The sequence below is a fragment of the Aeromonas sp. FDAARGOS 1407 genome, from assembly GCF_019048725.1.
Lineage (GTDB): Bacteria > Pseudomonadota > Gammaproteobacteria > Enterobacterales > Aeromonadaceae > Aeromonas > Aeromonas enteropelogenes.
The window spans coordinates 2,726,698-2,750,719 of the sequence record NZ_CP077399.1 but is presented as its reverse complement, the minus strand read 5'-3'; the positions used below and the strand labels follow the sequence as shown (position 1 = coordinate 2,750,719).

The 24,022-nt window shown below is 56.5% G+C and carries 22 protein-coding genes and 2 pseudogenes; 6 read left to right on the top strand and 18 right to left on the bottom strand.

Annotation, left to right across the window (positions count from 1 at the left end):
- Positions 1-21: 21 nt before the first annotated feature.
- The 9 genes from I6L37_RS13155 to I6L37_RS13115 all read right to left on the bottom strand — a co-directional run bounded on the left by I6L37_RS13155 (position 22) and on the right by I6L37_RS13115 (position 9,713).
- A complete protein-coding gene (locus I6L37_RS13155; RefSeq protein WP_216992070.1) occupies positions 22-2,331 on the bottom strand; it encodes an HAD-IA family hydrolase in 2,310 nt (769 codons plus the stop codon).
- Positions 2,328-3,488 (bottom strand): UDP-galactopyranose mutase, encoded by a 1,161-nt coding sequence (gene glf, locus I6L37_RS13150; RefSeq protein ID WP_216992069.1) that lies wholly within the window; start codon positions 3,486-3,488, stop codon positions 2,328-2,330. The genes I6L37_RS13155 and glf overlap by 4 nt, the downstream gene beginning before the upstream one ends.
- The gene (locus I6L37_RS13145; protein ID WP_216992068.1) at positions 3,485-4,438 is read right to left on the bottom strand and encodes a glycosyltransferase; all 954 of its coding nucleotides are present in this window, start codon (positions 4,436-4,438) and stop codon (positions 3,485-3,487) included. The genes glf and I6L37_RS13145 overlap by 4 nt, the downstream gene beginning before the upstream one ends.
- Positions 4,439-4,609: 171 nt before the next feature.
- Entirely contained in the window at positions 4,610-5,809 is a 1,200-nt protein-coding gene (locus I6L37_RS13140) for an acyl-CoA reductase (RefSeq protein ID WP_216992067.1), read from the bottom strand.
- Positions 5,788-6,843, bottom strand: a complete 1,056-nt coding sequence (locus I6L37_RS13135; protein ID WP_216992066.1) for an acyl-protein synthetase — start codon at positions 6,841-6,843, stop codon at positions 5,788-5,790. Before I6L37_RS13135 ends, I6L37_RS13140 begins: the two co-directional genes overlap by 22 nt.
- Positions 6,840-8,198 carry an AMP-binding protein gene (locus tag I6L37_RS13130; protein WP_216992065.1) on the bottom strand — a complete coding sequence of 453 codons (1,359 nt, stop codon included), beginning with the start codon at positions 8,196-8,198 and terminating at the stop codon, positions 6,840-6,842. The genes I6L37_RS13135 and I6L37_RS13130 overlap by 4 nt, the downstream gene beginning before the upstream one ends.
- Positions 8,195-8,944, bottom strand: a complete 750-nt coding sequence (locus I6L37_RS13125) for an SDR family NAD(P)-dependent oxidoreductase (protein ID WP_216992064.1) — start codon at positions 8,942-8,944, stop codon at positions 8,195-8,197. The genes I6L37_RS13130 and I6L37_RS13125 overlap by 4 nt, the downstream gene beginning before the upstream one ends.
- On the bottom strand, positions 8,944-9,177 hold the full coding sequence (locus tag I6L37_RS13120; protein WP_103261815.1) for an acyl carrier protein: 234 nt from the start codon (positions 9,175-9,177) through the stop codon (positions 8,944-8,946). The genes I6L37_RS13125 and I6L37_RS13120 overlap by 1 nt, the downstream gene beginning before the upstream one ends.
- Positions 9,174-9,713: a GNAT family N-acetyltransferase gene (locus I6L37_RS13115; protein ID WP_216992063.1), complete on the bottom strand. Its 540-nt coding sequence runs from the start codon at positions 9,711-9,713 to the stop codon at positions 9,174-9,176. The genes I6L37_RS13120 and I6L37_RS13115 overlap by 4 nt, the downstream gene beginning before the upstream one ends.
- A gap of 153 nt (positions 9,714-9,866) precedes the next feature.
- On the opposite strand from I6L37_RS13115, the gene pseF reads away from it, so the two are divergent.
- From pseF to I6L37_RS13090, 5 genes are read left to right on the top strand one after another with little or no spacing between them, the layout of a single operon-like run.
- Complete coding sequence (pseF, locus tag I6L37_RS13110) at positions 9,867-10,562, top strand: pseudaminic acid cytidylyltransferase (protein ID WP_216992062.1); 696 nt, start codon at positions 9,867-9,869, stop codon at positions 10,560-10,562.
- The gene (pseG, locus tag I6L37_RS13105) at positions 10,552-11,823 is read left to right on the top strand and encodes a UDP-2,4-diacetamido-2,4,6-trideoxy-beta-L-altropyranose hydrolase (protein ID WP_216992061.1); all 1,272 of its coding nucleotides are present in this window, start codon (positions 10,552-10,554) and stop codon (positions 11,821-11,823) included. Before pseF ends, pseG begins: the two co-directional genes overlap by 11 nt.
- Positions 11,824-11,829: 6 nt before the next feature.
- Positions 11,830-12,876, top strand: a complete 1,047-nt coding sequence (pseI, locus tag I6L37_RS13100; protein ID WP_216992060.1) for a pseudaminic acid synthase — start codon at positions 11,830-11,832, stop codon at positions 12,874-12,876.
- Positions 12,869-14,161: a motility associated factor glycosyltransferase family protein gene (locus I6L37_RS13095; RefSeq protein WP_216992059.1), complete on the top strand. Its 1,293-nt coding sequence runs from the start codon at positions 12,869-12,871 to the stop codon at positions 14,159-14,161. The genes pseI and I6L37_RS13095 overlap by 8 nt, the downstream gene beginning before the upstream one ends.
- Positions 14,158-14,421: a hypothetical protein gene (locus I6L37_RS13090; protein ID WP_180907247.1), complete on the top strand. Its 264-nt coding sequence runs from the start codon at positions 14,158-14,160 to the stop codon at positions 14,419-14,421. The genes I6L37_RS13095 and I6L37_RS13090 overlap by 4 nt, the downstream gene beginning before the upstream one ends.
- Positions 14,422-14,522: 101 nt before the next feature.
- Here I6L37_RS13090 and I6L37_RS13085 read toward each other — a convergent pair whose 3' ends face one another.
- The 9 genes and pseudogenes from I6L37_RS13085 to I6L37_RS13045 form a co-directional block, all read right to left on the bottom strand.
- Positions 14,523-16,628 carry a 6-hydroxymethylpterin diphosphokinase MptE-like protein gene (locus tag I6L37_RS13085; protein WP_201940079.1) on the bottom strand — a complete coding sequence of 702 codons (2,106 nt, stop codon included), beginning with the start codon at positions 16,626-16,628 and terminating at the stop codon, positions 14,523-14,525.
- A complete protein-coding gene (locus tag I6L37_RS13080; RefSeq protein ID WP_042025521.1) occupies positions 16,628-16,930 on the bottom strand; it encodes a hypothetical protein in 303 nt (100 codons plus the stop codon). Before I6L37_RS13080 ends, I6L37_RS13085 begins: the two co-directional genes overlap by 1 nt.
- Positions 16,930-17,355, bottom strand: coding sequence for a flagellar export chaperone FliS (gene fliS / locus I6L37_RS13075; RefSeq protein WP_026456324.1), 426 nt, complete (start codon positions 17,353-17,355; stop codon positions 16,930-16,932). The genes I6L37_RS13080 and fliS overlap by 1 nt, the downstream gene beginning before the upstream one ends.
- A 19-nt stretch (positions 17,356-17,374) precedes the next feature.
- Complete coding sequence (gene fliD / locus I6L37_RS13070; protein WP_216992058.1) at positions 17,375-18,769, bottom strand: flagellar filament capping protein FliD; 1,395 nt, start codon at positions 18,767-18,769, stop codon at positions 17,375-17,377.
- A gap of 12 nt (positions 18,770-18,781) precedes the next feature.
- A complete protein-coding gene (locus I6L37_RS13065; protein WP_216992057.1) occupies positions 18,782-19,213 on the bottom strand; it encodes a flagellar protein FlaG in 432 nt (143 codons plus the stop codon).
- A gap of 40 nt (positions 19,214-19,253) precedes the next feature.
- Positions 19,254-19,799, bottom strand: a pseudogene (locus I6L37_RS13060) (flagellin); the annotation flags it as partial.
- Positions 19,800-19,837: 38 nt separating this feature from the next.
- Positions 19,838-20,925 (bottom strand): IS3-like element ISKpn10 family transposase gene (locus I6L37_RS13055; RefSeq protein ID WP_099368947.1). Its coding sequence is split into 2 segments (ribosomal slippage): positions 19,838-20,673 and positions 20,673-20,925, totalling 1,089 coding nucleotides; the frame shifts between segments, so codons are not numbered across the junction.
- Positions 20,926-20,995: 70 nt separating this feature from the next.
- Positions 20,996-21,313, bottom strand: a pseudogene (gene flaA / locus I6L37_RS13050) (flagellin A); the annotation flags it as partial.
- Between the two features lie 765 nt (positions 21,314-22,078).
- Positions 22,079-22,942: a flagellin gene (locus I6L37_RS13045; RefSeq protein WP_216992056.1), complete on the bottom strand. Its 864-nt coding sequence runs from the start codon at positions 22,940-22,942 to the stop codon at positions 22,079-22,081.
- A 411-nt stretch (positions 22,943-23,353) separates the two neighbouring features.
- Between I6L37_RS13045 and I6L37_RS13040 the strand changes: the two genes are divergently transcribed.
- Complete coding sequence (locus I6L37_RS13040) at positions 23,354-23,989, top strand: trimeric intracellular cation channel family protein (RefSeq protein ID WP_026458511.1); 636 nt, start codon at positions 23,354-23,356, stop codon at positions 23,987-23,989.
- Positions 23,990-24,022 lie beyond the last annotated feature (33 nt).

The window sequence follows — 24,022 nt, the reverse complement described above, 5'->3', positions numbered from 1 at the left end:
GATGTCCTTTTTCGCGTTGTATCACTGCCGACTAGGTTTAGGGGCACACAATCCGAAGGCAATGACCTTGGGTGACACACCGGCGGTAGTGCAGGCTGCCCTGATTTGCGCCTCAATTTCCATTGCAAAAGCACGAGATGCTACCGTGAAACAGGTCACGCCCTGGACCAATGCTTCAGCCAGGGTAATCACCTCATGCTCCCCCAAAGTGAAGCGGGTCGCTTCTGCCCGACGATCCACAACATGGGTAATGATGATTCCGTGCTGCCTCAGTAAGGAATACACGCCAAGTCCCAGCTCTCCTGCACCGTAGAGAGCGGTCTTCGTAATTTCTTGACGCTGCAGTTGTGCCAGCAGCCCAGGGGCGACTTTGTCGTCATCTTGCAGGCATGCGAGCTCTCCCAACGTTTGTAACTGACCCGGAAAAGCCTGCGCCACCAGCCCAGGGAACCAGGGTTCACTACGAGTGATGGGGTGCACACCGTCACGCCCCAACAAGAAAGCGCGCTCACCATCTTCAGCCAGTTCCCGCAATGCATCGATCTGGGCAGAATTGAGCAGTACCCGACTCTTTCCCGCACTCAGGGGCACAGGTAACCAGGCCAGGCTGTCAGCCTCCTGCCAGGTTGGATATTGGACCAACCGATATAGCACCCCAAACAGATAATGGCGTTCGTCCACTGACGGCTCACAAACTAACCAACCGGTTTCACTTGCCAGGCGGGCCCATGCCATCACCTCCCGAGCGAAATCCTGCAATGCCTCCTGCTGCCAAGGCATCTGCTCAGGCGATTGCACCGGTAGCGGATAGACCCCTGCCTCGGCGTAGGTATAGGAGCGGGTAGAACACAAGGTGCCATTAAGCAGGATCTCGTTGATCTCCGGGTAGGCGGCCAACACCGCGGACCATTCACGCGCAGCGGCAGGCTGAAACACATGCAGTTTTTGCTGCAGGGCGACATCCATTGCCCTGCGGCTGCTGTAGAACATGAACCCAGACGTTTCATCCAGCTCCACCAACTTGTGCAGGTTGCGCAGCAAGCTGCCACCGCATCCCCAGTCCAGAATGGCGACATCCGGCGTATTGCGCACCCCTTGCTGCCTCAAGTATTCACACGTCAGGTCGCGCTGTTGCGCAAGATGTGCCTCGATGGCTACCTGTTGCTGGTCAATCCAGGTGACTATCTCATTCCAACAAGGTTGTGCTGCCAGCTCGAAGAGAGGCTCTTGCAACCGAGATGCACAAAACGCAGGGCAGCGCTGTCCGAGGTCTTCCATCAGCTCGTGCAGGGTATAACCGCGGCGCTGCACCAACTGTGCCAGACAGCCGCTATGCCAAACCTCCAAGCTCGGCAGCAAGGTAGAGCGTCGAGAGACATGCAGGGTCTCAACCCGCAAATCCGGCACACCACAGAGCCGGATAAGGCTCGCGATTAGCTCGCCTTCTCGCAGCAAGCAATAGAGAGTACGTATCCCAAGTCGCTCACAGCGGTGGGCTACCCAGCGGGCAAAACCGAAGATAATGGGGCCATAAACACGACCCGCCAACTCGGAGAGCATCGCGCCCTGGCTATACCAGGGCCAGAGACGTCTCACTCGCTCAAGTCCCGGCATATCGAGGGAATAGAGGCGTTGCTCATGCTTAACCTGAGCGAGATACGCCTCACCAAGAGGGACAGGAAAACAGCGCAGACCGGCGGCCTGAGCCATCTGGTGGTCGGTGATGCGGTCATCGCCAATGTGTAGCACACGGGTAGGAGGGCATGACAACGACTCAAGTACCCGAGCATACAAGAGACCGCTACGTTTGCTGGCCCCCTGCTCCCCGGAAACATAGATAGCGTCGAACGACAGCATGGGCGCATATTCACCCATGAAACGAGCAATCAGCGTGGCGGGCAGATACATGTCCGATATGAGGATCAGACGACGGCCTTTCTGCTGTTGCTCGTGCAGGGCTGTGACCAAGGCCCCATTGATACGCCAGTCGGCATATTCATGGACTTGCTCGAGCGCTGTCAGAGCCTCCCCCTGGCTGCTTGGCCAGCATGCATAAATCTGTTCCAGCGTGACTTCGGTGTGACCAGCCAACACCTGCTGGCGCTCTCTTGCTGCCTTTTCTGCACTCTGGCGGCGCACCACGAAGGCCTCGCTATCGTCATCATCGAAGAGACCTTGCCGGTAGGCCTCGCGACCCAGCGCTCGCCACAGCGACTCCGGGCTGCCCGTCTCCCTGAAGATAAGTGTATCGAACACATCGCACGAAATGACGTGAAGATCCGGGTCGGCCAGAGCAGCCTGCAGCGCGGTCATACGTTGAGACAGACTCATCTCCCCTTCTCCAGTTGCTGAAAGCGTGCCAGGGCATTGGAAACCGCATCATCCATATCGAAATAACGGTACTCGGCGAGTCGACCCAGGGTCACCAGCTGAGGAAATACCTGCATGGCGGCGCGGCAGCGCTCATAGCTGGCTCTGGCCTGGTCAGTAAAGATTGGGTAGTAGGGCTCGAGCACGGTGCCGTGCTCAAAGGCACAGGGGTATTCCCTCACTATGCTGGTGCCGTTTGTCTGCTGACCCGTGAGGTGCTTGAACTCGGTGATGCGAGTAAACGCCTCTTCGTTGGGGTAGTTCACTGTCGTGACCGGCTGGAAGCACGCCTGCGCCAGGTGCTCGTGCACAAAGCGCAGGGAGCGATAGGGCAGCGTCCCATGCTGGCCCGGCAACAGCTCGTCGAGCATACCGGTGTAGACCAGCACGCCGCCAAACGGGGCGCCATCGAGCAGGACGCACAGGTTCGCTTCATCGAGCGCGACCCTGGCTGACATGGGCATGCCAAGTTGCAGCTCGATACCCGGTTGCGCCAGCATGCGGCTGACCATGGCGGCATAGCCGTCCTTCGGTACCGCCTGGTAGACGTCGGTGAAGTAGCGATCGTCGCGGCTCACCACCACGGGTACCCGCGCCGTTACTTCAGGGGATATCTGTTCGGGAGGCACCCCCCACTGCTTGCTGGTGTAGTTCACAAACGCCTTACAATAGATGAAATCGGCCAGCTCACCGAGCAGGGGATCAGCCTCCTTGCGCAGTTCCAGAATGGGGACCCTGGCCCCATCGCCAAAGCGTTCGCGCAGGGCTGCTATCATGGCGACAGCGGTATCGGGTTCGAAACAGCGCTCGATGCTGGTCAGGTTGAACGGGATCGGCACCAATTGCCCGTCGATACGTGACAACACCTTATGTTCGTAGGGATGCCACTCGGTGAAGGCCGACAGATACTCCCACACCTCATGGTTATCGGTGTGAAAGAGATGGGGTCCGTAGCGGTGTACCAGCACACCATGCTCGTCATACTCATCGAAACAGTTTCCGGCAATATGGTCGCGCTGCTCCAGCACCAACACCTTCCAGCCAAGCTGACTGGCCATCCGCTCGGCCATCACGGCGCCGGATAGGCCGGCACCGATGACAATCGCCTGATAACTCATTGAGAAGCCCCGAAAAGCTGTTGCGTCACAATAGTGGGTTGAGCACGATTCTCCCAGGCCAATTGATGTCGCTCATCGAAGAACCAGCCATCCACCACAGATTCATTGATGAAGCGCTCGAAACGCATCACATCGCCCTGTTTGAGAAAATAGAGCGCCGTCGCGAAACGGTAGTGCGCCTTGCCTGCCGCGATAACCGATTCGGCGAACCCGAATGGACGCGCGTTATCACAGGCTTTGAGTTGATCAGCCAGTACCTGTTCACGCCGCTCTGGCGAACGCTTGGTTTGTCCCCCAAAGCTATGGGAGTGGATCCGGTAACGGCCATACACTTCGGGAATAAAATCGACGCTCCCCTTGCCATACAAGGCGTTGAGGATGTGCCACGGATGGTCGAGGATGATCTTGCAATCGGTATCCACCGCCTCCTGCAAGTGAGGATGGCGTCGAAAGGCGATCGAACTGGCATTGGGGAAACAGCCATAACGGATCAAGTGTTCTGCACTGGCCTGGCGGGGAATATAAGCAGCATTGTAATAATCGCGGCTGTAATGGGCCGTAACCTCTTCTGTTTCGCTGTCAAATACCTCTGCCTCGTGATAACAGAGCGCACAGCCGGGATGGACATCCAGATAGTCGGCCAGTACCTGCAACTTGCCAGGCAGAGCAAGATCATCACCATCAACGTAGGCAATATATTCACCTCCCGCCTCGGCAAGCAGACGTCTCTGGGTCTGGGCCAGCCCCATGTTCTGCGGATTCTGCAATGCCCGCAGCCGCGGCAACCGGGCTGCCAAGCGCTGCATGATGGACCAGGAACCATCGCTCGAGCCGTCATCGATGGCGATCACTTCAAAATCGAAATTGGTTGTCTGCTCGAGCAGGCTGAGCAGGCAGGGTTCGATAAAGCGCTCCAGATTGTAAACCGGCACCAATACGCTGAGTTTCATGACGAGATCCAGGAAAATGAGTAGAAAAGAAGCGAACGGGGGAAAATCGGCAAGGCTACCGCACGGTCTGTGTCAACCTTTCTCCCCCTTGATGGGAACTTTTACTGCAAAGCCTGTGCCAAATAAAGTTAATTCATTGAAATATCTGGTTTTTTTGTGAGGTCGCAACCATTATTGCGCGTTTGTGTGCCCACGGCTGCACACTCGCAGCATATCGAGCCCATCCCAGTGCCATTCGAATGCCAGTGCCTGTCCTGGTGCCACGACCCTGTCGATGCGACAGGCTGTTGCTTCTACCAATACGGCTTCGCACTGCGCTTTTTGTTCGCCCACCCAGACACAGGTTTGCATGTCCCAAGGCTGTTTCAGCAACTCAATCAGGTTATCGGCCACAAATTCGGCAACTGTACCTCCCCCGATATGAGGGAGCCGCAGCGAAGTGGCAGGAGTCAATAAGGTGACGCCCGGGAGTGTGCTCAACTGCATCTCGCCCACCATGGCGGCATTTTGTTGACTGTTGATGAGGCGCTCCATGGCCAACGCGGGATCCTGGGCGAAGGGAGCAAACACCGCCTCCAGCACATGCCGGCGCAGGTCATTATCTGGCTCTTCCAGCCAGCAGAGGGTGGTCGGCGAAGCGCACGCCTGCTGATTGAAGCGGGTACAGTCCTGCTGCAAGGCCGACAGCACTTGCTGCAATCGTTCTGGCGCCAGCCCTGCCAGCCAACGACTGTCGAGCACCGCCATGGAACGGCGATCCGGAAACACCACTTCCTGGGCATTCGGGGAGAGCGGAATGGCTCGCACCCGGCGGATGGTTTCATCGCCACCCCAGACGATGCGCAGGTGACAGCGATCCGACAGCCAGGCGGTGATCCCCTCGTCATGGCCGTAACGCACGAAGCGGGTACGCTCGGCAACAGGGCGCCACCCGGGTTGTTGAAACAGCTCGTTCAGGATGGCCAGCATGGCCTCCTGCATCGGATCAATCCGTGATGAGAGACGCACCACCGAGCTGTTGCCCGTCAAGAGCGCCATCAACCAGGAGTAGAAGGCCACTGTCGGGACGTTGGAGGGCACCAGATGAAAAACCATACCAAGCGGCATGCGCCCCGCCATGCGCTTGCGCTGCTCATCAATATTCCTCGGGCGAAGCCAGAAACCCAGCGCGGCCAGATCGGGATAACGCCGCCCCTCCTGCTGCAAACGGGTCGACAGCGCCGCCACGAAATCGCAGATGACGGGGGCAAAGCAGGGCAAGGGGTCGGCAATAAAACCATGCCAATCCGCCAGAGGGGCCACGAAACTGACCTCGGGACCTCCCTGCCACTGCAAAGCCTGCGAAAGGGTTACTGGAAGGTGTCGCTGCATCCTCTCACCTCGGCGCCCGGCTGGCGCCCTGATACATGAAAATAACGGCCACGGCGGCCACAAGGGCAGTCATCCTCTCCCAGCAAGACGCCAAGATCTTCGGTCAACAGGCTGTGACCCGGATAACTGCCGGGAATGGCCGAGAGCACCTGCAACAGGCCCGGCCGGCCCATCCCCAGCGGTTGATGGGTCAGCGGATCACGCACCAGCAGATCGGCAAACACGGGGGCATGGAGATGACCCTGTTCACACTCGACGAAGACCGACCCCACCTGCTCCACCATGCCGTAAAAATTGTGCACCCGACGCAAATCCAGTTGCTCGTGACAGCGCTGCTTGAAGGCCGGATTATCCACCGCCAGATGCTGCATTTTCTTCCAGCCCCCGCTGTGAAACAGGACGCCCTCGGCAAAGGGCAACTGTATACCACGCTCGCGTAGCGGCTCCAGCAGGCACTGCCACACCATGAAGGTAAAGCCAAACAGCAACACGGGCTGACCGGCGTATTTGTCACAAAATGCCTCGATGACCGGCCAGTTGGGCCGCATCTGCTCATCAAGGGCATAGGTATGATCACGCCCGAGGAAGGAGAGCCCCAGGGCACCCGCCCCACGAGCCGAAAAACCGCTGCGATTTTGAATAAGCGCGGGTTGCTCCACCAGCAACATGGGCAGACGCTGCTTGCCGACAAACTCCTGCAAGATCTTCACCAGCACCTTGCTCTGCAGGGCGGCGGTCTCCCGATCCAGCACTATCTGTGACTGCGCCCCCGTGGTGCCCGATGAGGTCAGTACCTTGAATACCTCCTCCTCTGGCACGCTCTGCCATTTGGCCAGTTTGAACAGGCGCGCGGCGAGATAGGGTAGCTCAGCGTAAGACGTAGCTTGCCCCCAGCCAAAGGCCGACAAGATATTGGCGTAAGGGGGACAAGCTTGCTGATGCTGGGCAGTCAGCTCGTTGAGGCGCGCCAGCAACAGAGCCGACTTCTCCTGCTGGGCAAGGTCGAAAACGGGGGACTCCAGCAACCTGTTCATGATGCCTCCAACAGGGTCAGCAGGGCCGGGTAATCAATCTTCATATTGCTGCGTCGTGGCAACGGCTGCATGCGAATGCGAACGCAGGAAGGGGGTACCATCAACCAGCGGGCAACCTCGACCTGCAGCACATCGCATGCAACCCCTTCCCCTTCGATGGCTACCAGCAGGCGATCGTCGCGACCGGTCGCGGCGCAGGAGTGGCCCCGAGCCTGCAACCAGCTCTCCACCTCGGCCAGACTCACCCGTTTGCCAAAGAGCTTCAGGAAGCGATTGAGACGCCCGGTCAGGTAGAACCGTCCTGCCTCGTCGCAGCGGGCCAGATCGCCGGTAAAGAGAGCCTCCACCTCGCGCCCGCGCGCCAGCTCAGCCCTGCCTTCGGCATAACCCAGCATGACGTTGGGGCCTTCATAGACCAGCTCTCCCTCCCCTTCGGGCAGTCCCGGTTCGGGGCGCAAGGAGAGATGCCCTCCCGGTACGGCGCGGCCGATGGCATCCGGGGCAACCAGCACTTCGTCATGCCCCAGCCAGGCGATACGCGGCGCCGCCTCGGTCTGGCCATACATGACAAAAAAACGACGCCCCAGTGACGCAGCCTGATGGGCGAACTGGCTCGCCAAAGTCGGTTCGAGGCGCCCACCGGCCTGGGTCAGGGTCATGAGACTGGGGTAACGGCGCCAGTCAAAACGCAAACGACTCAGCATCTGGAAAGTGAAAGGCACCCCGGCCACGCTGGTGACCCGATGGGCATTGACCTCCTCCCAAAACTGGCGTTCGAGAGGGCTGGCCGCGCTCTGCACCAGCGAGGCGCCCACCAGCAGATGGCTGTTGAGCACCGACATGCCAAAGGAGTAGAAGATCGGCAGGCTGGTGATGGCCCGCTCCGCTCCGTCCAGCGCCAGATACTCGGCGATGGCGGCGGCGTTGGCATTGAGGCTCGCCCGGGAGATCCGCACCCACTTGCTGGATCCCGTGCTACCTGAAGTGGGCAGCAGCAAGGCAAGCTCTGGATGCAAAGCGGGTGCCTCGCCAAGGTGCACGAGGCCGCCTTCCGACGTAACAACCAGGCTCGCGCCAAACCGCTCGCACAAGGCACGGCGCGTCTCCTCGTCTTGGGCCGGATCGGCCAGCATGAGTGCATGACCATCACGCAGGGCCAACAGGTAGTGAATCAGGTGGCGAGTTGAGGTCACAAAGGGCAGGTAGATCAGCTGACGCCCGCTCGGGTAGGCCTTGGCGAGTCGTGCTACCCGCTGCGCCAGCTCGCCGTAGCTGAGCCAGCCTTCATCGGGATCCCGCCAGGCAGGGGCGCTATTGCCCACCACCAGATGGGTTAGCAAGTCGGGCGCGTTCAAATCAGCATGCCTCCATCGACCCCGATCACCTGACCGGTGACATAACGGGACAGATCCGAGGCCAGGAACAGGGCCACGCTGGCGACCTCGTCCGGCGTGCCGATACGTCCCATGGCAATGCTGGCTACCCGTTCGTCAAACTTGGCTGGCGGCAAAGAGCGCGCCATGTCGGTATCGATGAAGCCGGGGGCGATGGCATTGACCCGGATCTGGCTCGCGGCCAGCTCTTTGGCCAGTGACTGGGTGATCCCGATCACCGCCGCCTTGCTGCCGGCATAGACGGCTTGGCCGGCATTGCCTACCCGGCCAATGATGGACGCCATGTTGATGATGCAGCCCCCGCCGGAGCGTTGCATCAGGCGAGCCGCATACTGGCTGCAATAGAGGGTGCTGTAACTGTTGGTCGCGAAGGTGCGCTCTATCTGCTGCTGCTGGACCATGCCGAGCAACGCATCGTCCAGCACCCCTGCATTGTTGACCAGCACGTCCAGCTGGCGGGTCTGGCCAAAGAGTTGCTGGAAGGCCTGCTTGACCGCCTGCGGATCGGCCACATCGAAGCAAAGCGGCATACAAGGCACGCCAAACTCGACGCCGAGCGCCTCTGCCATCCGGGTGATGGCCTGCTCATCGCGACCATTGAGCCACAACTCGGCGCCCTGGGCGGCAAACTGCCGGGCGATGGCGAGACCGATGCCGCGCCCAGCGCCGGTGATCAGTACCCGTTTACCCTGCAACAGGCCGGTCATCAGAGGGCGACGCCATATTTAGCCAGGATCTCCCGCGCCTTGGCGACCGAGCTCATGTCGATGATGTCATCGGTATCGAGCAGCACACCGTAGTGATCCTCCAGCTGGGCAATCAGGCCCATATGGGCGACGGAGTCCCACTGGGGGATCCCCTGATAGCTGAGCGCATCGGAAACCTGTTCAAGCTCGATGCCCAGTGCATCGGAGAAAATCTGTTCTAGTTGCATCATCAATACCTTATAAAACGAGCGATTTTGGCGCGAGCGGCGAAATAGGCCTCCCGCTCGAGCACATACAAACCGAGGCCATCCTCCCGCGTCTCGTAAAGACGGTAGCCACACGCCTCGTGAAAGCGAGCAGAAGCCTGATTGCTGGCAAATATCTTGCCAAACAGCTGTGACAGACCCAGCCCTTCAAAAGCCAGATCATTGAGGGCGAAGGCAACGCAGAAGGGCACTATGTTGTTGCGATACTCATCGACATAGATATACATGCCCGGTTCACAATGCCGGGCGTCACGATTGACTTTGATAAGAGAAGCGACCCCGATGGGCTGATCTTTAAACCAGACCAGATAATAAAACTGATCCTTGGCGTGCTGCAGTCTGGCAAACCACTGCTGCTGCTTCTCCCTCGTGATATGGGTCTTGTCCAGCATCAGGTCGGCAATCTTGGGATCGTTGCGCCACTGGCGCACCATCTCGATATCATCCTGTGCCAGCGCCACCAGCTTGACCCCGTAGCGGGCAAACTCTTTCAAACCTGTCATATCACTGTCCATTTCACGGTGATTTTCAATTATCTCTTTTGCCATCAATGAGTTCAATCGAAGATCCTGGGTCATGCCAACTGTCATCATCCAAGGATTCAGGGTTACAATCCTACTTATTACTGTCATATCGGCTTTTCATGGAGAAACTTCATGGCCATCGCCATCATCCCGGCCCGAGGAGGCAGCAAGCGTATCCCGCGCAAGAATATTCGCCCCTTCTGCGGCCAGCCCATGCTCGCCTATGCCATCAACGCCGCAAAAGCGGCGGAGTGTTTCAGCCAGATTGTGGTCTCTACCGATGATGAGGAGGTCGCCTGCGTAGCACGCCAGCTCGGCGCCGACGTGCCCTTTTTGCGCGCCGCCAACCTCGCCGACGACCATACCGGCACCACCCCGGTGGTGATCGATGCCATTCGGCGACTCGACGAGCTCGGTGTCACCAGCGATCACTACTGCTGCATCTATGCCACCGTGCCGCTCATCCAGGCCGATGACCTGAAGGCGGCCCACCAGCGACAGCTCGCAAGCCAGGCTCCCTTCGTCTATTCGGTGGCGGAATTCGGCTTTCCCATTCAACGGGCAGTGCGCATGGATGAGCAGGGACGCGTGACTCCCTTCTGGCCAGAGCAGATGGCCAAGCGCTCTCAGGATCTGGAGCCCGCCTATCAGGATGCGGGACAATTCTACTGGGGCAGCCGCGCCGCCTGGTTGGGCGGCATCAGCCCGGTGGGCGGAGAAGGAATAGGACACATATTGCCAAGGCACAGGGTGGTCGACATCGATACGCCGGAAGATTGGCGCCTGGCCGAACTGCTCTATCGGGTATTACACCAGCATGACGTTTGATATTGCATTTCGACTCGACGCAGGCCCCGAGATAGGGCTGGGTCATCTGATGCGCTGCCTGGCCATCGCCGATCGGTTGCAGGTGGCGGGGGCCGAGTGCCACTTTCTCTGTTATGGGTTGCCGGCTCACCTGCAGCCTCTGCTTAAGCTGCACCACTACCACCCTCTGGCTGCGCTGGATGATGCGGGGCCCCTGTCCCGACTACGACCGGCCTGGCTCATCGTCGATCACTACGCCATCGACCAAGCCCTTGAAGCCTCGCTGGCGCGCCACTGTTGTCAACTGCTGGTGATCGACGATCTGGCGGATCGACCGCATCACTGTCAGCTACTGCTGGACCAGGGGCCTCTTCGCACCGCAGCCGACTATCAGCCCCTGATACCAGACAACTGTCGCCTGCTGCTGGGAACCGATTACGCGCTGCTGCGCCCGGCCTTCCGACAGCTTGCACGCCGAGACATCGCTCAGTGGCAACGGGGACTCATCTGCTTTGGCGGCGCCGATCCGGCCGGCGCCTGTCTCACCACCCTCAACAGCTTGGCTCGTCTACCCTGGGCCCGCACCATCCAGTGGACCCTGGTGGCGGGCGGCGCCAACCCTTTCTGGAACGAATTGCAGCAGAGGGTTGTCGAACTGCCCGAGCTTGGCATCGACTTGTTGCGCCAGAGCGATCAGATGGCGCAGTTGATGGCGCGCCACGATTTTGCCATCGGTGCCGCCGGCGGCATGACCTGGGAGCGCGCCTGCCTCGGCCTGCCAACCCTGGCGGTGCCCATCGTCGACAACCAGCAGTTCAATGACGAGGTGATCGCCCGCTTCCAGTTGGCCGAACGCCTGACGCTAAGCGAGCTCGCTGACCCCTCGTGGCTCGCGCAGGCCTTGCGCTCACTGGAACAAGAGGCTGAGGCGTATCGCCAACGCGGTCAGCAGCAAGTGGATGGCCTCGGACTCGATCGCCTCACCGCCTGGCTGCTGCCGCAAACCGGTTATCAGCTGCGGCCCGATGGCCAACGCTGGCATTTTTTACAAAAAGATGGAGGGCAGGAAGAGACATGCCTGCTCACCCTTGACCTAAGCGGCCAGCAGTTGGCCTGGCAGGCACACCAGCCACTCAAACCACAAGACTGGCAAGAGCTGGCATATCGCTTGCTAAAGATTTTTTCCCAATTCCCACTTTATCTTGCCAAACCGCCGCAAGATGCGCCCCCCGCCCCCTGGCAGTTGGCGCCACAAGGCTGGCAACTTGGCACAGGAACCTGAACACAGATGCAGATTGCCCATCAATCCATCGGCCCGACGCAGCCCCCCTATGTGATCGCCGAACTGTCGGCCAACCATAACGGCAACCTGGAGCGCGCCCTGGCGATCATGACCGCCGCCAAGGAGGCGGGAGCCAGCGCAGTCAAACTGCAAACTTATCGCCCCGATACCATCACCCTCAAAAGCGATAGACCCGAATTCCAGATCCATGGCGGCCTGTGGGATGGCCACAGCCTTTATGACCTCTACGAGTGGGCCCATACCCCCTGGGAGTGGCATCAGGCGCTGTTTGCCAAAGGGCGCGAGCTGGGGCTCACGGTATTTAGCAGCCCGTTCGATTTCAGCGCAGTCGATTTGCTGGAATCCCTTGATTGCCCGGCTTACAAGATTGCTTCCTTCGAGCTGGTAGACCTGCCCCTCATTCGCTGTGCCGCCCAGACTGGCAAGCCCCTCATCATGTCTACCGGCATGGCAAATGAAGCCGAGATCGCCGCCGCGGTAGAGATGGCGCTCAAACATGGCAACGGCCAGCTGGCGCTGCTGCACTGCGTCAGTGGCTATCCGGCGCCTGCGGCCGAATACAACCTGCGGGTCATCCCCATGCTGCGCCAGCGCTTTGGCATCGAGGTGGGGCTTTCTGACCATACGCTGGGCAGCGCCACCGCCATTGCGGCAACCGCACTCGGTGCCACCCTCATCGAGAAGCACTTCACTCTGGCCCGGGCGGATGGCGGACCGGATTGCGCCTTCTCCATGGAGCCCGCCGAGCTTGCCGAGCTGGTTGCCTCGGTCAATACCGCCCAGGCAGCGCTCGGCGTGGCCGATTATCAACTCACCCCGAGCGAGCAGGGCAACCGCGCATTTCGCCGCTCCCTCTATCTGGTCAAGGAGATTGCAGCCGGAGAGCGCCTGACCGAAGCCCACATCAAGTCGGTTCGGCCCGCCATTGGCCTGCCCCCGGCCGATTACGATCGCCTCCTCGGCAAGCGGGTTACCCGGGACATGAGCGCCAACCAGCCGCTGGATTGGGAGTGGATAGCACAGGATGAATGAGGAACTGTTTGCTCGCCATGGCCAGCTTATCAGCGAGCGCTGGCCCACCCTCTGGCCCCGCCTGTTGGCGCAAGATGTAACGCACCTCCAGGTTGAACTGACCGAGGGACTGGGTTCCACCCTCAGCGTCGACGGGATCCAGCTCACCAGCCGTCACGACAGGGTAAAGGAAGCCGAGCTACAGGCCACCAGCCTGCCCGAAGAGCCCGTACTGCATATTTATGGCACCGGGCTTGGCGATCTGCCCCGCGTGCTGTTGCAACGCTGCAGCTTGCGCCGTCTGGAAGTGAAGATCATGAATGGCGCCCTGTTTGCGCTGGTACTGCGCCTGCTGGAGCAGGATGACTGGCTCGCTGATCCCAGGGTCGTGCTCACCATGGCGGGAGATGACCAGGAGATCCGGTTACCCTTCTTCGCCTTGCCGGCCGAGCTGCTGCTGGTCGACGATGCTGCTGTCCGCATCCGGGATCGGCTGATCAGCGAGATCAACCTGCCATTCGTCAATCGGCGCTTCAAAGCCGATGACCCAGAACGCCTGGCGCGACTAGAAAGCAATCGCGAGCTACTGGCCCACGATGCCGACGTGACCAAGCTGTTTGGCTCCCGGCCAGGCTGCACGGCGCTGATCATCGCCACCGGCCCGACACTGGCACGTCACCTGCCCTATCTAGGCGGACTTGCGAAACTACCCACACGACCACTCATCATATGTGTCGATACGGCCTACAGGACGCTGCTCGCGCACCACATCAAGCCGGATCTGGTCGTCACGATCGATCACCTGATAGGTCAGGACAGGCTGCCAGCTCACGGCTCCGAAGAGGTCAAGCTGGTCTACTTCCCCATGCTGCCCCATGAGACGCTGGCCGCCTGGCAGGGGCCGCGCTATGGCGCCTACTCGATGAGCCAGACCTATGAGGCCCTGCGCACCAGCTTGCCCAGAGGCGTGCTGCATTCAGGAGGGAGCGTGATCCACCCGGCCGTGGATCTGGCCGTCAAGATGGGGGCCAACAATGTCATCTTGATGGGCGTCGACTTCGCATTCCCGGGCAATCAAACCCATACCGGTTGGCAAGATGGTTCACTTGGCCCGAGTGCCCATACGGCGCGTCATTGGGTGCACGATGGCCATGGCAATCGGGTGGCCACGACCCTGAACTTTGCCGGCTACCTGTGTGAGCTGGAGCGCTACATAGATCGTCACCCCGAGGTTCGTTTCTGGAACACCTGCAAGGATGGTGCGCATATCCAGGGCAGTCACTATCACCCGGAGATAACCCAATGAGTGCCTCTCTGACAGCCCAACTCACTGCACTGGCGCAACGTTTTCGCCTTGGCTTGTCTCTGGAGGCAATCCAGACGCTTCCTGCCTTGCTGGAGCAAGCCGCATCCGAGAGCCTGAGCTGGCCGGTACAACAGCAGCAACTGCTGCCCGTGCTCATCAAGCGCATACTGGAGCAACAAGAGCGTGAGGATTGGCTGGCTCTGGCCGACGAACTCGAATATGAACTCATCGCCCTCTTCGAAATGACCGACAAGGGGTGACGCCCTCCCCGGCTTCACGTTCTACACCTCATACAAAAAAGCCCTCCATCGTCTCTGACGGGAGGGCTTTGATTGTTCTGACAGCTCAAGATGTCAAAATATTATGACAACTGATAAGCCAAACCTGGCACAGCCGCGATGTGTCTTCCCTGGATATAGTCGAGGGCATGGGGATAAATCATTCCCATACGATCAAGAAATTCCACAAAGAGATGCCTGTGCTCATTGACACATGCCATGCACAAGGTTTCATCATCGTTGAAATAGGCTATCGCCAGATACAGGGTAAACATGCCGTTGAGAGAGCCAAACAGTATGTTATGGATATGAGACTGCCTGCTCTCCCGGATCACGTTGATATATTCCATGCTGCGTTGCATCGCCTCCACCAGCATGGCCCGTGAGGCAAAATCGGCAGCCCAATCCTGTTTCATCAACTCCATCACCCGGGCAAACAGATCAACGTCAAGCAGCGGCTCGATCGCATCACGAGAGGTATCCACCGAGATGGCCATGTCGTTGTAGATATAATCAACCAGCACCTTCTTATCAAGCATGGGTGGCAAATCCACAATATCCCGGCTCTTCAGCGGTTCACAACCCTTGATCAAAGCGCCATCGGAGCAGTTGTATATGTTTGCATCCGGGCAATGCTGAACCAGAAATTCAGCCATCATCACAGAGGCAGAAAATAGCTGATTGGTTTGCACTTCACCGCCAAAGTTGGCAGGCCTGATATTGTCAGCCAGCGCCAACGCCATATCTTTATAAGCGGCGATAGGATTGCCCTTTTCATCATAATAACCGCTCAAGCGGGAGTGATGATGCTCAGCAGATTTGAATCCATTATCAAGCCCGAATAGATAAACGCGTTCAAAACCAAGGTGCAGCGGCAAACTGATCCCCAGGTTGCCCACCAGCGGATTGATGCAACTCAAGCACTGCAGTTCTGCCGCCCAGTCAAAATGATTGCACAACAGGACGTAAAGCGGCTCGTCAGCCTTGATACCGAGCACATATCGTTTGAACATACGCTTGGTATCGGCATGAATGACATCCGGAGCAATCATCAGGATATCCTGCAAATAGTCGCTGGCATTCATCTGGGCAAGATGTGCCGCAACCATGTTCACCCGCTCGACTGCAATATATATGTCCGGCGTAATGCCCGCCCTATAGAGCGAGGAGATTGCCGTACCGCATGCAATCAATATGGCCTGATGCTGATGCGCCCTGATAAATTCAATATCCGCATCCAGCGACGGGCCATTGGCGATGACAAAGACTGGCGTTTTTTTGAGGGGTGTGGGCAGTCGGTTTTTCAGACTCAGAAAACGGGCGCCGGCAAGGATATTGTCAACGCCATTTGCGAGGCCAAACAGGCTGTCATCAAAAAAGCCCCACCCCATCGCCAGCGAATAGAACTCTTTGGCTATTTGAGCTTGTAGCGATGAGAGCACTGCCGATTGGTAGTGGGACATGCCAAACACTTGGGAGGATAAAAATGCACCTTTTTTATTCACCGCATCCTTGAGATCCTGCATGATGACGTGTTCATCCTGCCCCAGAAAGATGTGAATACCCAGTTTGTTTTCAGCGATGTAATCAAGCAATGGCGCCCAATCAAAACAGAACAAGGAAGCGTAGAAAAGATCCTGATTCGGTTCAAAAACAAACAGATTGGCGATGTTCTTGCGTTCGTAGAGATATCCCAACTGATAGCCAAGGCCCAGGCCAAACATAAGCATCAGTGGAATATCGTGAGGAAGAGTCTCAGTGCTGGCGGTATTCTGTTTGCTGAATTCAGCAATCACATTCTGCAATGCATTGGTATAGAGAAAGTGCTGCTGCTGGAAAGGATCCCATTGCCGCTCGATGCCAAACTTTATCAATCCACCGGATGCCAATGCGGCTTCGATCTGTTGCAGGCATTCATCGAATGGATCTTCGCCATATAAAATATGGCCGCTCTCCTGCCAACGCAAATTGGCAATACCATTCTCGGTACAAAAAATCTCAAAATCGGCGCTTGGCTTGTAGGATGAAAACTGTTCGGCTATCGAAGGAATATATTTCTGGAAGGCGTCGATATTCTGTGAAAAACGAACCGGGATTAGTTGTGCCAATGCAATTTCTTGCTGATGTTGCAATGTCAAACGTTGCAACTCATCTTCCGAACGATGAATGATATCATTTAACGATGGCATTAGAACTCTCCACGGTTTTTATTATATGACGCCAACGCTTTGCTGCTTCTGCTGAGCAATGAAATTGATTCAGCCACTTCATTTTTATGTTGGGAAAGCGTGTCGACAATCTGAGCATCCAGTTCAGACACCTGCTTAACAAATTCGCTATAGTCGACTTGGGGGTCACGATGGGCAATCAACTTGTCGATCACCGCCCGTCGTTCGTCTATCAGAGCGGTAGTGAGGTTTTCGTCCTCACCACCAAGCGATACCATGATGCGTTGCGTCAGCCTGATGATTTCATTGCGAAGATCAGGCATCAGGAAAGTTCTCCTCTTTCACGGCGCATCGCATACGCTTTTTGCTTCTCCTCTTCCGGTACCTGATCCCAGGCACTCTTGATAGGAAGCATTAGCCCGATGACTTCATCAATCGCGGCAATATCCATATTAACTGATGCATCGAGCAAACGATCCTTCATATAGCCATACAAGCCATAGAGATCATTGGTAATGCCCCCCAGTTCCATATCAAGGGAGTCTTGCAAGCCATTCAAAATGGCGGTAGCAGACGAAATCAGCATCGATTTCTGTTCATAATCCTTACGCTCGATGGCTCCTTTTGCCTTGGCCAAACGTTCCAGAAAACCTTGCATAAGCAATTGAATGACACGATGGGGATCGGCCACCGACAATTCGGCCTCAAGTGACGTAGCTTTATATGCTTTAATGTTTCGCTGATACATAACACCGTCTCAATTATATTTACATCAACATGCCAGCCAAGGCATTGGAAGAAGAGTTCATCTTGGCGATCATCACATCGAGTGAAGCATATTTTTTACGCAAGCCTTCTTCATAAGTCACCATATAGGCATTGAAGTCGGTTCGTTTCTGCGCAATGTCTTTCAATTGGGTATTGATCCCGTCCTGACGCTGAGCCAGCAATCCGGCAGACTTGGTATATTCCTTCATCTGCGGGTCAATGCGCTTGGCCAGACCATCACTGCCGGAAAACAGCGCAGATACGCCATTAAAATCCGACTTCAATTTGTCATCGAGTTTTGTGGAGTCAACGGAGAGTTTTCCATCCTTGTCCATCTTGATGCCGATATCAAACAGCGACTTGATGGCCCCACTGCCAGTCTCGCTGGACAGCTCTTTAAAGAGGGTATTCCGGATTGCAAACAGCGTCGGATCACCGGCGAGTTCACCCGGGTCCCCGGTTCGATTACCACCGACGATCACGGGCCTTTTGCCCAATGCATCCATGGTCGTTTGCAAATCATTGTAAGCTTTGACGAAATTATTGATGTTTTCTTTGGCTTTATCGATGTTGTCTTCGACAGTGACCTTGGTTTTCTTGGAGGTCACACCGTCTGACTCCTTGTCACTAACCCGCAGTACAGTGAACTTCAAGTCCTGAATAACGTTGTCAAAGGTATTGGAGGAGTTGGTCACCTCCACGCCGTCGATGGTCACCTTGGCATCGACACCATTTTCCCGATCAAAGGATAAAGAGGGGCTGCTTGTATCGAATTTCTGCAGCTCTGGCGTACTGGCCGTGATCTGCAGATTGCCGCTACTGCCGGTGACGGACGATTCCAGCACGAGCTGGGACTGGCCATTGCTGGTGATGATGTTGGCCGATACACCAAAATTGCTGTCACTCTTGGCATTGATCCGTTTGCGCAGTTGCTCGAGGGTATCCCCCGCCTTGACGTCCACCTCGAAGGATTTATCACCATCGGTGAAGGTCAACTTGCCATCTGCGGTGGCAATCACGTCTTTGGGCGAGCTGAATGTCCCTTCCTGAGATGTGAGCTTGGTGCCCTTGGCCAGTTGATCAACCTGGATATCATATTTGCCCTGACTGGCCGTATCCGTCGCCGTCATGTTCAGCACCGGATTGGTCGTATCCTGGCTTATGGTGACCTTGCGCCCCGCAAAGTCGGTCGGCTTTGCCAACTTTTGAAGGGCTGTATTGAAGGTGTCGATGGCTGATTTCAACTTGCCGACACCAGAAAGCGAGGTTTTCAGGTTGGCCTCACGGGTCACAACCTGTTTTTCAAACTGGGCTTTCTTAGCATCTAAAGATGCTTTAATGAGATCTTCCAGTGGCAAGCCGGATCCCACGCCAGCAGATGTTATCGAGCCCATAAAAACCTCCCTCTACACAGATTTATCAAACAGCAGCCCTTTGCGATGACTCTCATCGATCCCCGACTGCTCAAGTTCACGAAACCGCTTGGATATGGACAGCAACTCTTCGCTCGGGATCTGGCGGATCACCTCTCCCGAATCCTTGTCCAGCAGCTTGACGATGGTCTTGCCAAGCTCATTATCCTTGGAAATATTCAGATACCATCCTTTGATCGATACGATCGACTGCAATTCTTGTACCTGTTCTTCCAAAGATGCTGATTTTGTTTCCTCTTTGGCGGCAGCTTCCTGTTTTGCTGCCTCATCCAACTCTTGCTGACGCTTCTTCGCCACATCCTCTTTCTGCTGCGCCAAAACAAAAGCAGTAGCCTCACGGCTACTGCTTTCAGTTTTTGGAAAAGCATAGGAGGAGGCCGAGCCAAGGTTTACTTCATTTGCCATGATGTCCTCCAACTACTTTCCATACCTGTTCATCAGCTTATCAACGCAGCAGCGACAGTGCACCGTTCGGACGCTGGTTGGCTTGCGCCAGCACGGTCGACGCGGCTTGCTGCAGGATGTTGTACTGAGTCAGGTTGGCAGTTTCGACCGCGAAGTCCGCATCACGTACACGCGCACGGGCAGCAGAGAGGTTTTCGGCGATGTTGGACTGGTTGCGAATGGTCGATTCCATCCGGTTTTGCACCGCACCGAGCTCTGCACGCTTGGAGTCAACAGACTTGATCATCTTGTCGACAGCACCAAGTACGGATTGCGCTGAGGAGGCAGCGCTGATGTTGATCCCGGACGCACCGGCAGCAAAAGCGGTTGTCACTGAAGCATTACCGGCAATCCCCGCCACGTTGAACGCGAAACCGGTCAGACTGAAGGAGATGGTCTGGTTGGCATCGGCACCCACTTGGAATTCACCCTTGAAGGAGCTATCCAGCAGCTTCTTACCACCAAAGGTAGTGTCACTGGCAATACGGTCGATCTCGGTAGAGAGTTGGTCGACTTCTTGCTGGAGCGCGGTACGGTCGGAGGTGTGGTAATCCCCCCATTTTTAGGGGCATTCAAAAGTAGAGGTCATGCGGCCTGTGCCAGACGCTGTTTCGGCGTGTAGCCACCCAGCGCCATATTGGGCCGCTCATGGTTATAAACCCACAGCCAGTTCGTGGCAAACTCCTGTAGTTCATTCAGTGACTCAAACAGGTAATGGCCCAGCCAGTCGTAGCGCACCGTGCGGTTAAACCGTTCGATGTAGGCATTCTGCTGCGGATTTCCTGGCTGGATATAGCCCAGGGTTATCCCCTCCTGTTTCGCCCATCGCTTGAGCTCTTCGCTGATGTATTCCGGGCCATTGTCACATCGGATAATGGCGGGCTTACCTCGCCACGTGATCACCTGCTCCAGCGCCCGTTTGACTCGTGAGGCGGGTAAGGAGAAATCCACCTCGATGCACAGCGCTTCACGATTGAAGTCATCGATCACATTAAACAGCCGCACCGAGCGGCCATCGCTGAGCTGGTCATGCATAAAGTCCATCGACCAGCACTGATTAGGCTGGTCGGGAACCGCCAACGGCTCTGGCTTAGCCCGAACCAACCGTTTCCTGGGTTTTATCCGCAGATTGAGCTCCAGCGCCCGATAGATCCGGTATACCCGTTTGTGATTCCAGCCAAAGCCTTGGACGTTGCGCAGGTACAAAAAGCATAACCCGAAGCCCCAGTTGCGCTGGCTGGCCGTGATACGTAGCAGCCAATCGGCAATTTCCTGGTTTTCATCGACCAGCACGGGCTGATAGCGATAGCAGCTTTCACTGACCTTGAAGATCCGGCAAGCCAGACGGATGGATATGGCGTAGTGAGTCACGGCTTTGGTCGCCATCTCCCGGCGGGCAGATGGCGTTACCACTTTTTTGCCATGGCCTCGGTGATGATCTCTGCCTTGAGGCGCTCCTCGGCGTACATCTTCTTGAGGCGGCGGTTTTCGTCCTCCAGCTCCTTGAGTCGAGCCATGAGGGAGGCATCCATCCCCCCGAATTTGGAACGCCACTTGTAGAAGGTGGTCGTGCTGATGCCATGCTCGCGGCAGAGCTCCGGGACGGGAGCTCCAGCCTCAGCTTGTTTGAGGATGGCGATGATCTGGGTATCGCTAAAGCGTGATGTTTTCATGTAGAACCTCCTGCGTTCAAGGTACGGGAAAATTCTACTTATGAGCACCCTGGTTTTTCGGGGGGATTACCGTGTTGTTGGAACCGTTCGCAGACTGTTGTGCCAGAGTCCGCATGCGCTGCAGCATGCCGGTGATCTCTTCCATCGCACCTTCTGCGGTTTGCGCCAGGGAGATACCGTCGTTTGCGTTACGGTTACCCTGATTCAGACCATTGACCTGGGAGGTCAGACGGTTGGAAATTTGCAGACCGGCGGCATCATCCTTGGCGCTGTTGATACGCAGACCGGACGACAAACGTTGATATGAAGTGTCCAGTGTCTTGTTGGTATTCATCAAGTTACGCTGAGCGTTCAGCGAGGACACGTTGGTGTTAATAAACATAGCCATGATTTAATCTCCCAATCGATACAGACTGCAGGCCTCGCTTACATCAGCCTTGTTGCAATCCGGGAGTAGAGGGTTGAACGAGCCCGTCTACTCTCGACCAGTGGGGATTGTTTGAACGGACAATCACCCACCACACCGCAAAATCCAGGAGTCCCGAACACCCAATCTTTTGCTTACCTTGGTTAACGGCCACGCTGAACGAAGCTTTAGTCTTTTTTTTGCCGCCTGCGGCAAATGATTGCCCCCCTCAGATCAATCCGCCCCCAAAGAGCAGCTCAAACACATCGGCTATCTTTGGTTAAGAACAGATAAGTAACTGAATTGTCACAGGTGTATATCAGAGAAAGGGGGAGCAAAGACTCAAGCTGGGGTCATTGTTTTGACTCGGGCCAATGGCAACAAGCGCTCATTGAGCCAACAATTTGACAGTCTGAAGAGATGACTGGATCTGTCTCCCACCTCAAAACCTTGACGGTTCGCGATAAAGCAGAAGCGTACGGCTCCTTTTTTCACGCAGGTGAAAGCATTTCATAACTGGCATGAGTTATGCTTTGTTAAGCTGAAAATAAAAAAGGCCGACATCAAGGTCGGCCAACGAGCTTTAGCTCAGGAGAATTGAGCGGGAAGGTTTATAGAATATAAACTGCCCGCTGAGCTTAGTAGTGTACTACAGTGTTGTGACTTATCAGAGACATGATTTCCCGAACACCCTCTGATGCGTCCTCCGGAAAGGCGGCCTGAACAACCGCCTTTCTTTTTTTATTCTTAACCACGCAACAGTTGCAGTGCGCCATTGGGTCTCTGGTTAGCCTGACCCAGTACGGTCGATGCCGCTTGTTGCAGAATGTTGTACTGCGTCAGATTCGCAGTCTCTACCGCAAAGTCCGCATCACGTACCCGAGCTCGCGCCGCACTGACGTTTTCCGCAATGTTGGACTGGTTGCGAATGGTCGATTCCATCCGGTTTTGCACCGCACCCAACTCGGCACGCTTGGCATCGACCTGCTTGATGAGTTTGTCCACATCCGCAAGTACTTTCTGTGATGCCGATGCGGTCTGGATATTGATCCCGTTAGCACCTGCCACGAATACAGTGGTATTTGCCGCATTGGCTCCGGCCAGGCCGGCAATGCTGAAGGAAAAACCAGTCAGACTGAAGGAGATAGTCTGGTTGGCATCTGCCCCCACCTGGAAGGTGCCGTTGAACGAACCGTCGAGCAACTTGGTACCACCGAAGGTGGTATCGCCAGCGATACGGTCAATCTCGGTAGAGAGCTGGTTCACCTCTTGCTGCAAGGCAATCCGGTCATCGGTGTTGTTGGAACCGTTGGCGGATTGTTGAGACAGGGTGCGCATCCGCTGCAGCATGCCGGTGATCTCTTCCATCGCCCCTTCTGCGGTTTGCGCCAGGGAGATGCCGTCATTCGCGTTACGGTTACCCTGATTCAGACCGTTGATCTGGGAGGTCAGACGGTTGGAGATCTGCAGACCGGCGGCATCGTCCTTGGCGCTGTTGATACGCAGGCCGGATGACAGACGCTGATAGGCGGTATCCAGATTGATATTGCTATTACGCAGGTTACGCTGAGCATTGATGCTCGAAACGTTGGTATTTACATACATACTCATGACTATTCTCCTAAGCTATTAAATTTGCTCTTTTATTTACTCAGGCTTTATTGTTTTTCCTGCCTGATGCGTCTTATTTAACGGCTGCTTTTTCGATGTCTTTAGCAGTTTTTTTAACGCTTCATCGCATTAGCGCCGCTTACCCTATTTATCGGCATGTTCTCTCTTAACTTGAGGAAAAAAATGCCATCCATCCTTCAACGAAGGCATGGAGCAAAGAAGGATTGGTTTCACACGGGCATCATCATATCCCTTTACACACCTGCTCCCCCGCCACACAAGCTTCACCATCCATGTCGCCGCAAGCAAAAACTTGGTCTGGCTCCCACTTCTTGCAGACGCCCATTGGTCAGAGGCGGCGCGCCCCCTAAAATCGCGACCCCATCAATAACTGGACGTAAGTTGTTCTCCATGCAGACACTGGTTGAGCAGATTGTTTATATCAGCGACATGTTTGGTACTGCGGTATTCGCGTTTTCGGGAGTGTTGGTTGCAGGGAGGCTAAGGATGGACGGTTTCGGCGTCATGGTGCTGGCCGCCGTCACCGCCATCGGCGGTGGCACCATCCGCGACATGATCCTGGGGGCCACCCCTGTGTTCTGGGTACGCGATCCCCTCTATATCTGGGTGGTGATCGTCACGGCGCTTGTAGGCATGTGGATGGTCAAGTTACCCAGACGCATGCCCTGGTACGTATTGCCGGTAGCCGATGCCTTCGGTCTTGCCCTGTTTACCGTGATCGGCGCCCAGAAGGCCCTCAACTTCGGCACTCCCGGGCTCATCGCGGTGATCATGGGTACCATGACGGGGGTCGCTGGCGGCATGATCCGGGACGTGCTGGCCCGGGAAGTCCCCATGGTGCTGCAAAAGGAGATCTATGCCACCGCCTGCATCCTGGGGGGCATCCTCTATACCCTGGCGCTGGAGGCCAACGTGGATCGGGTGACGGCCATGCTCATCTGCATGACAACCGTCTTTGGCTTGCGAGTCGCCGCCATCTATTGGCACCTGTCACTGCCTACTTTCTCGTTGCAGCGCAGCCAATGACAAGTGCGGGGGGCTTGCCCCCCGGCCTTGTTC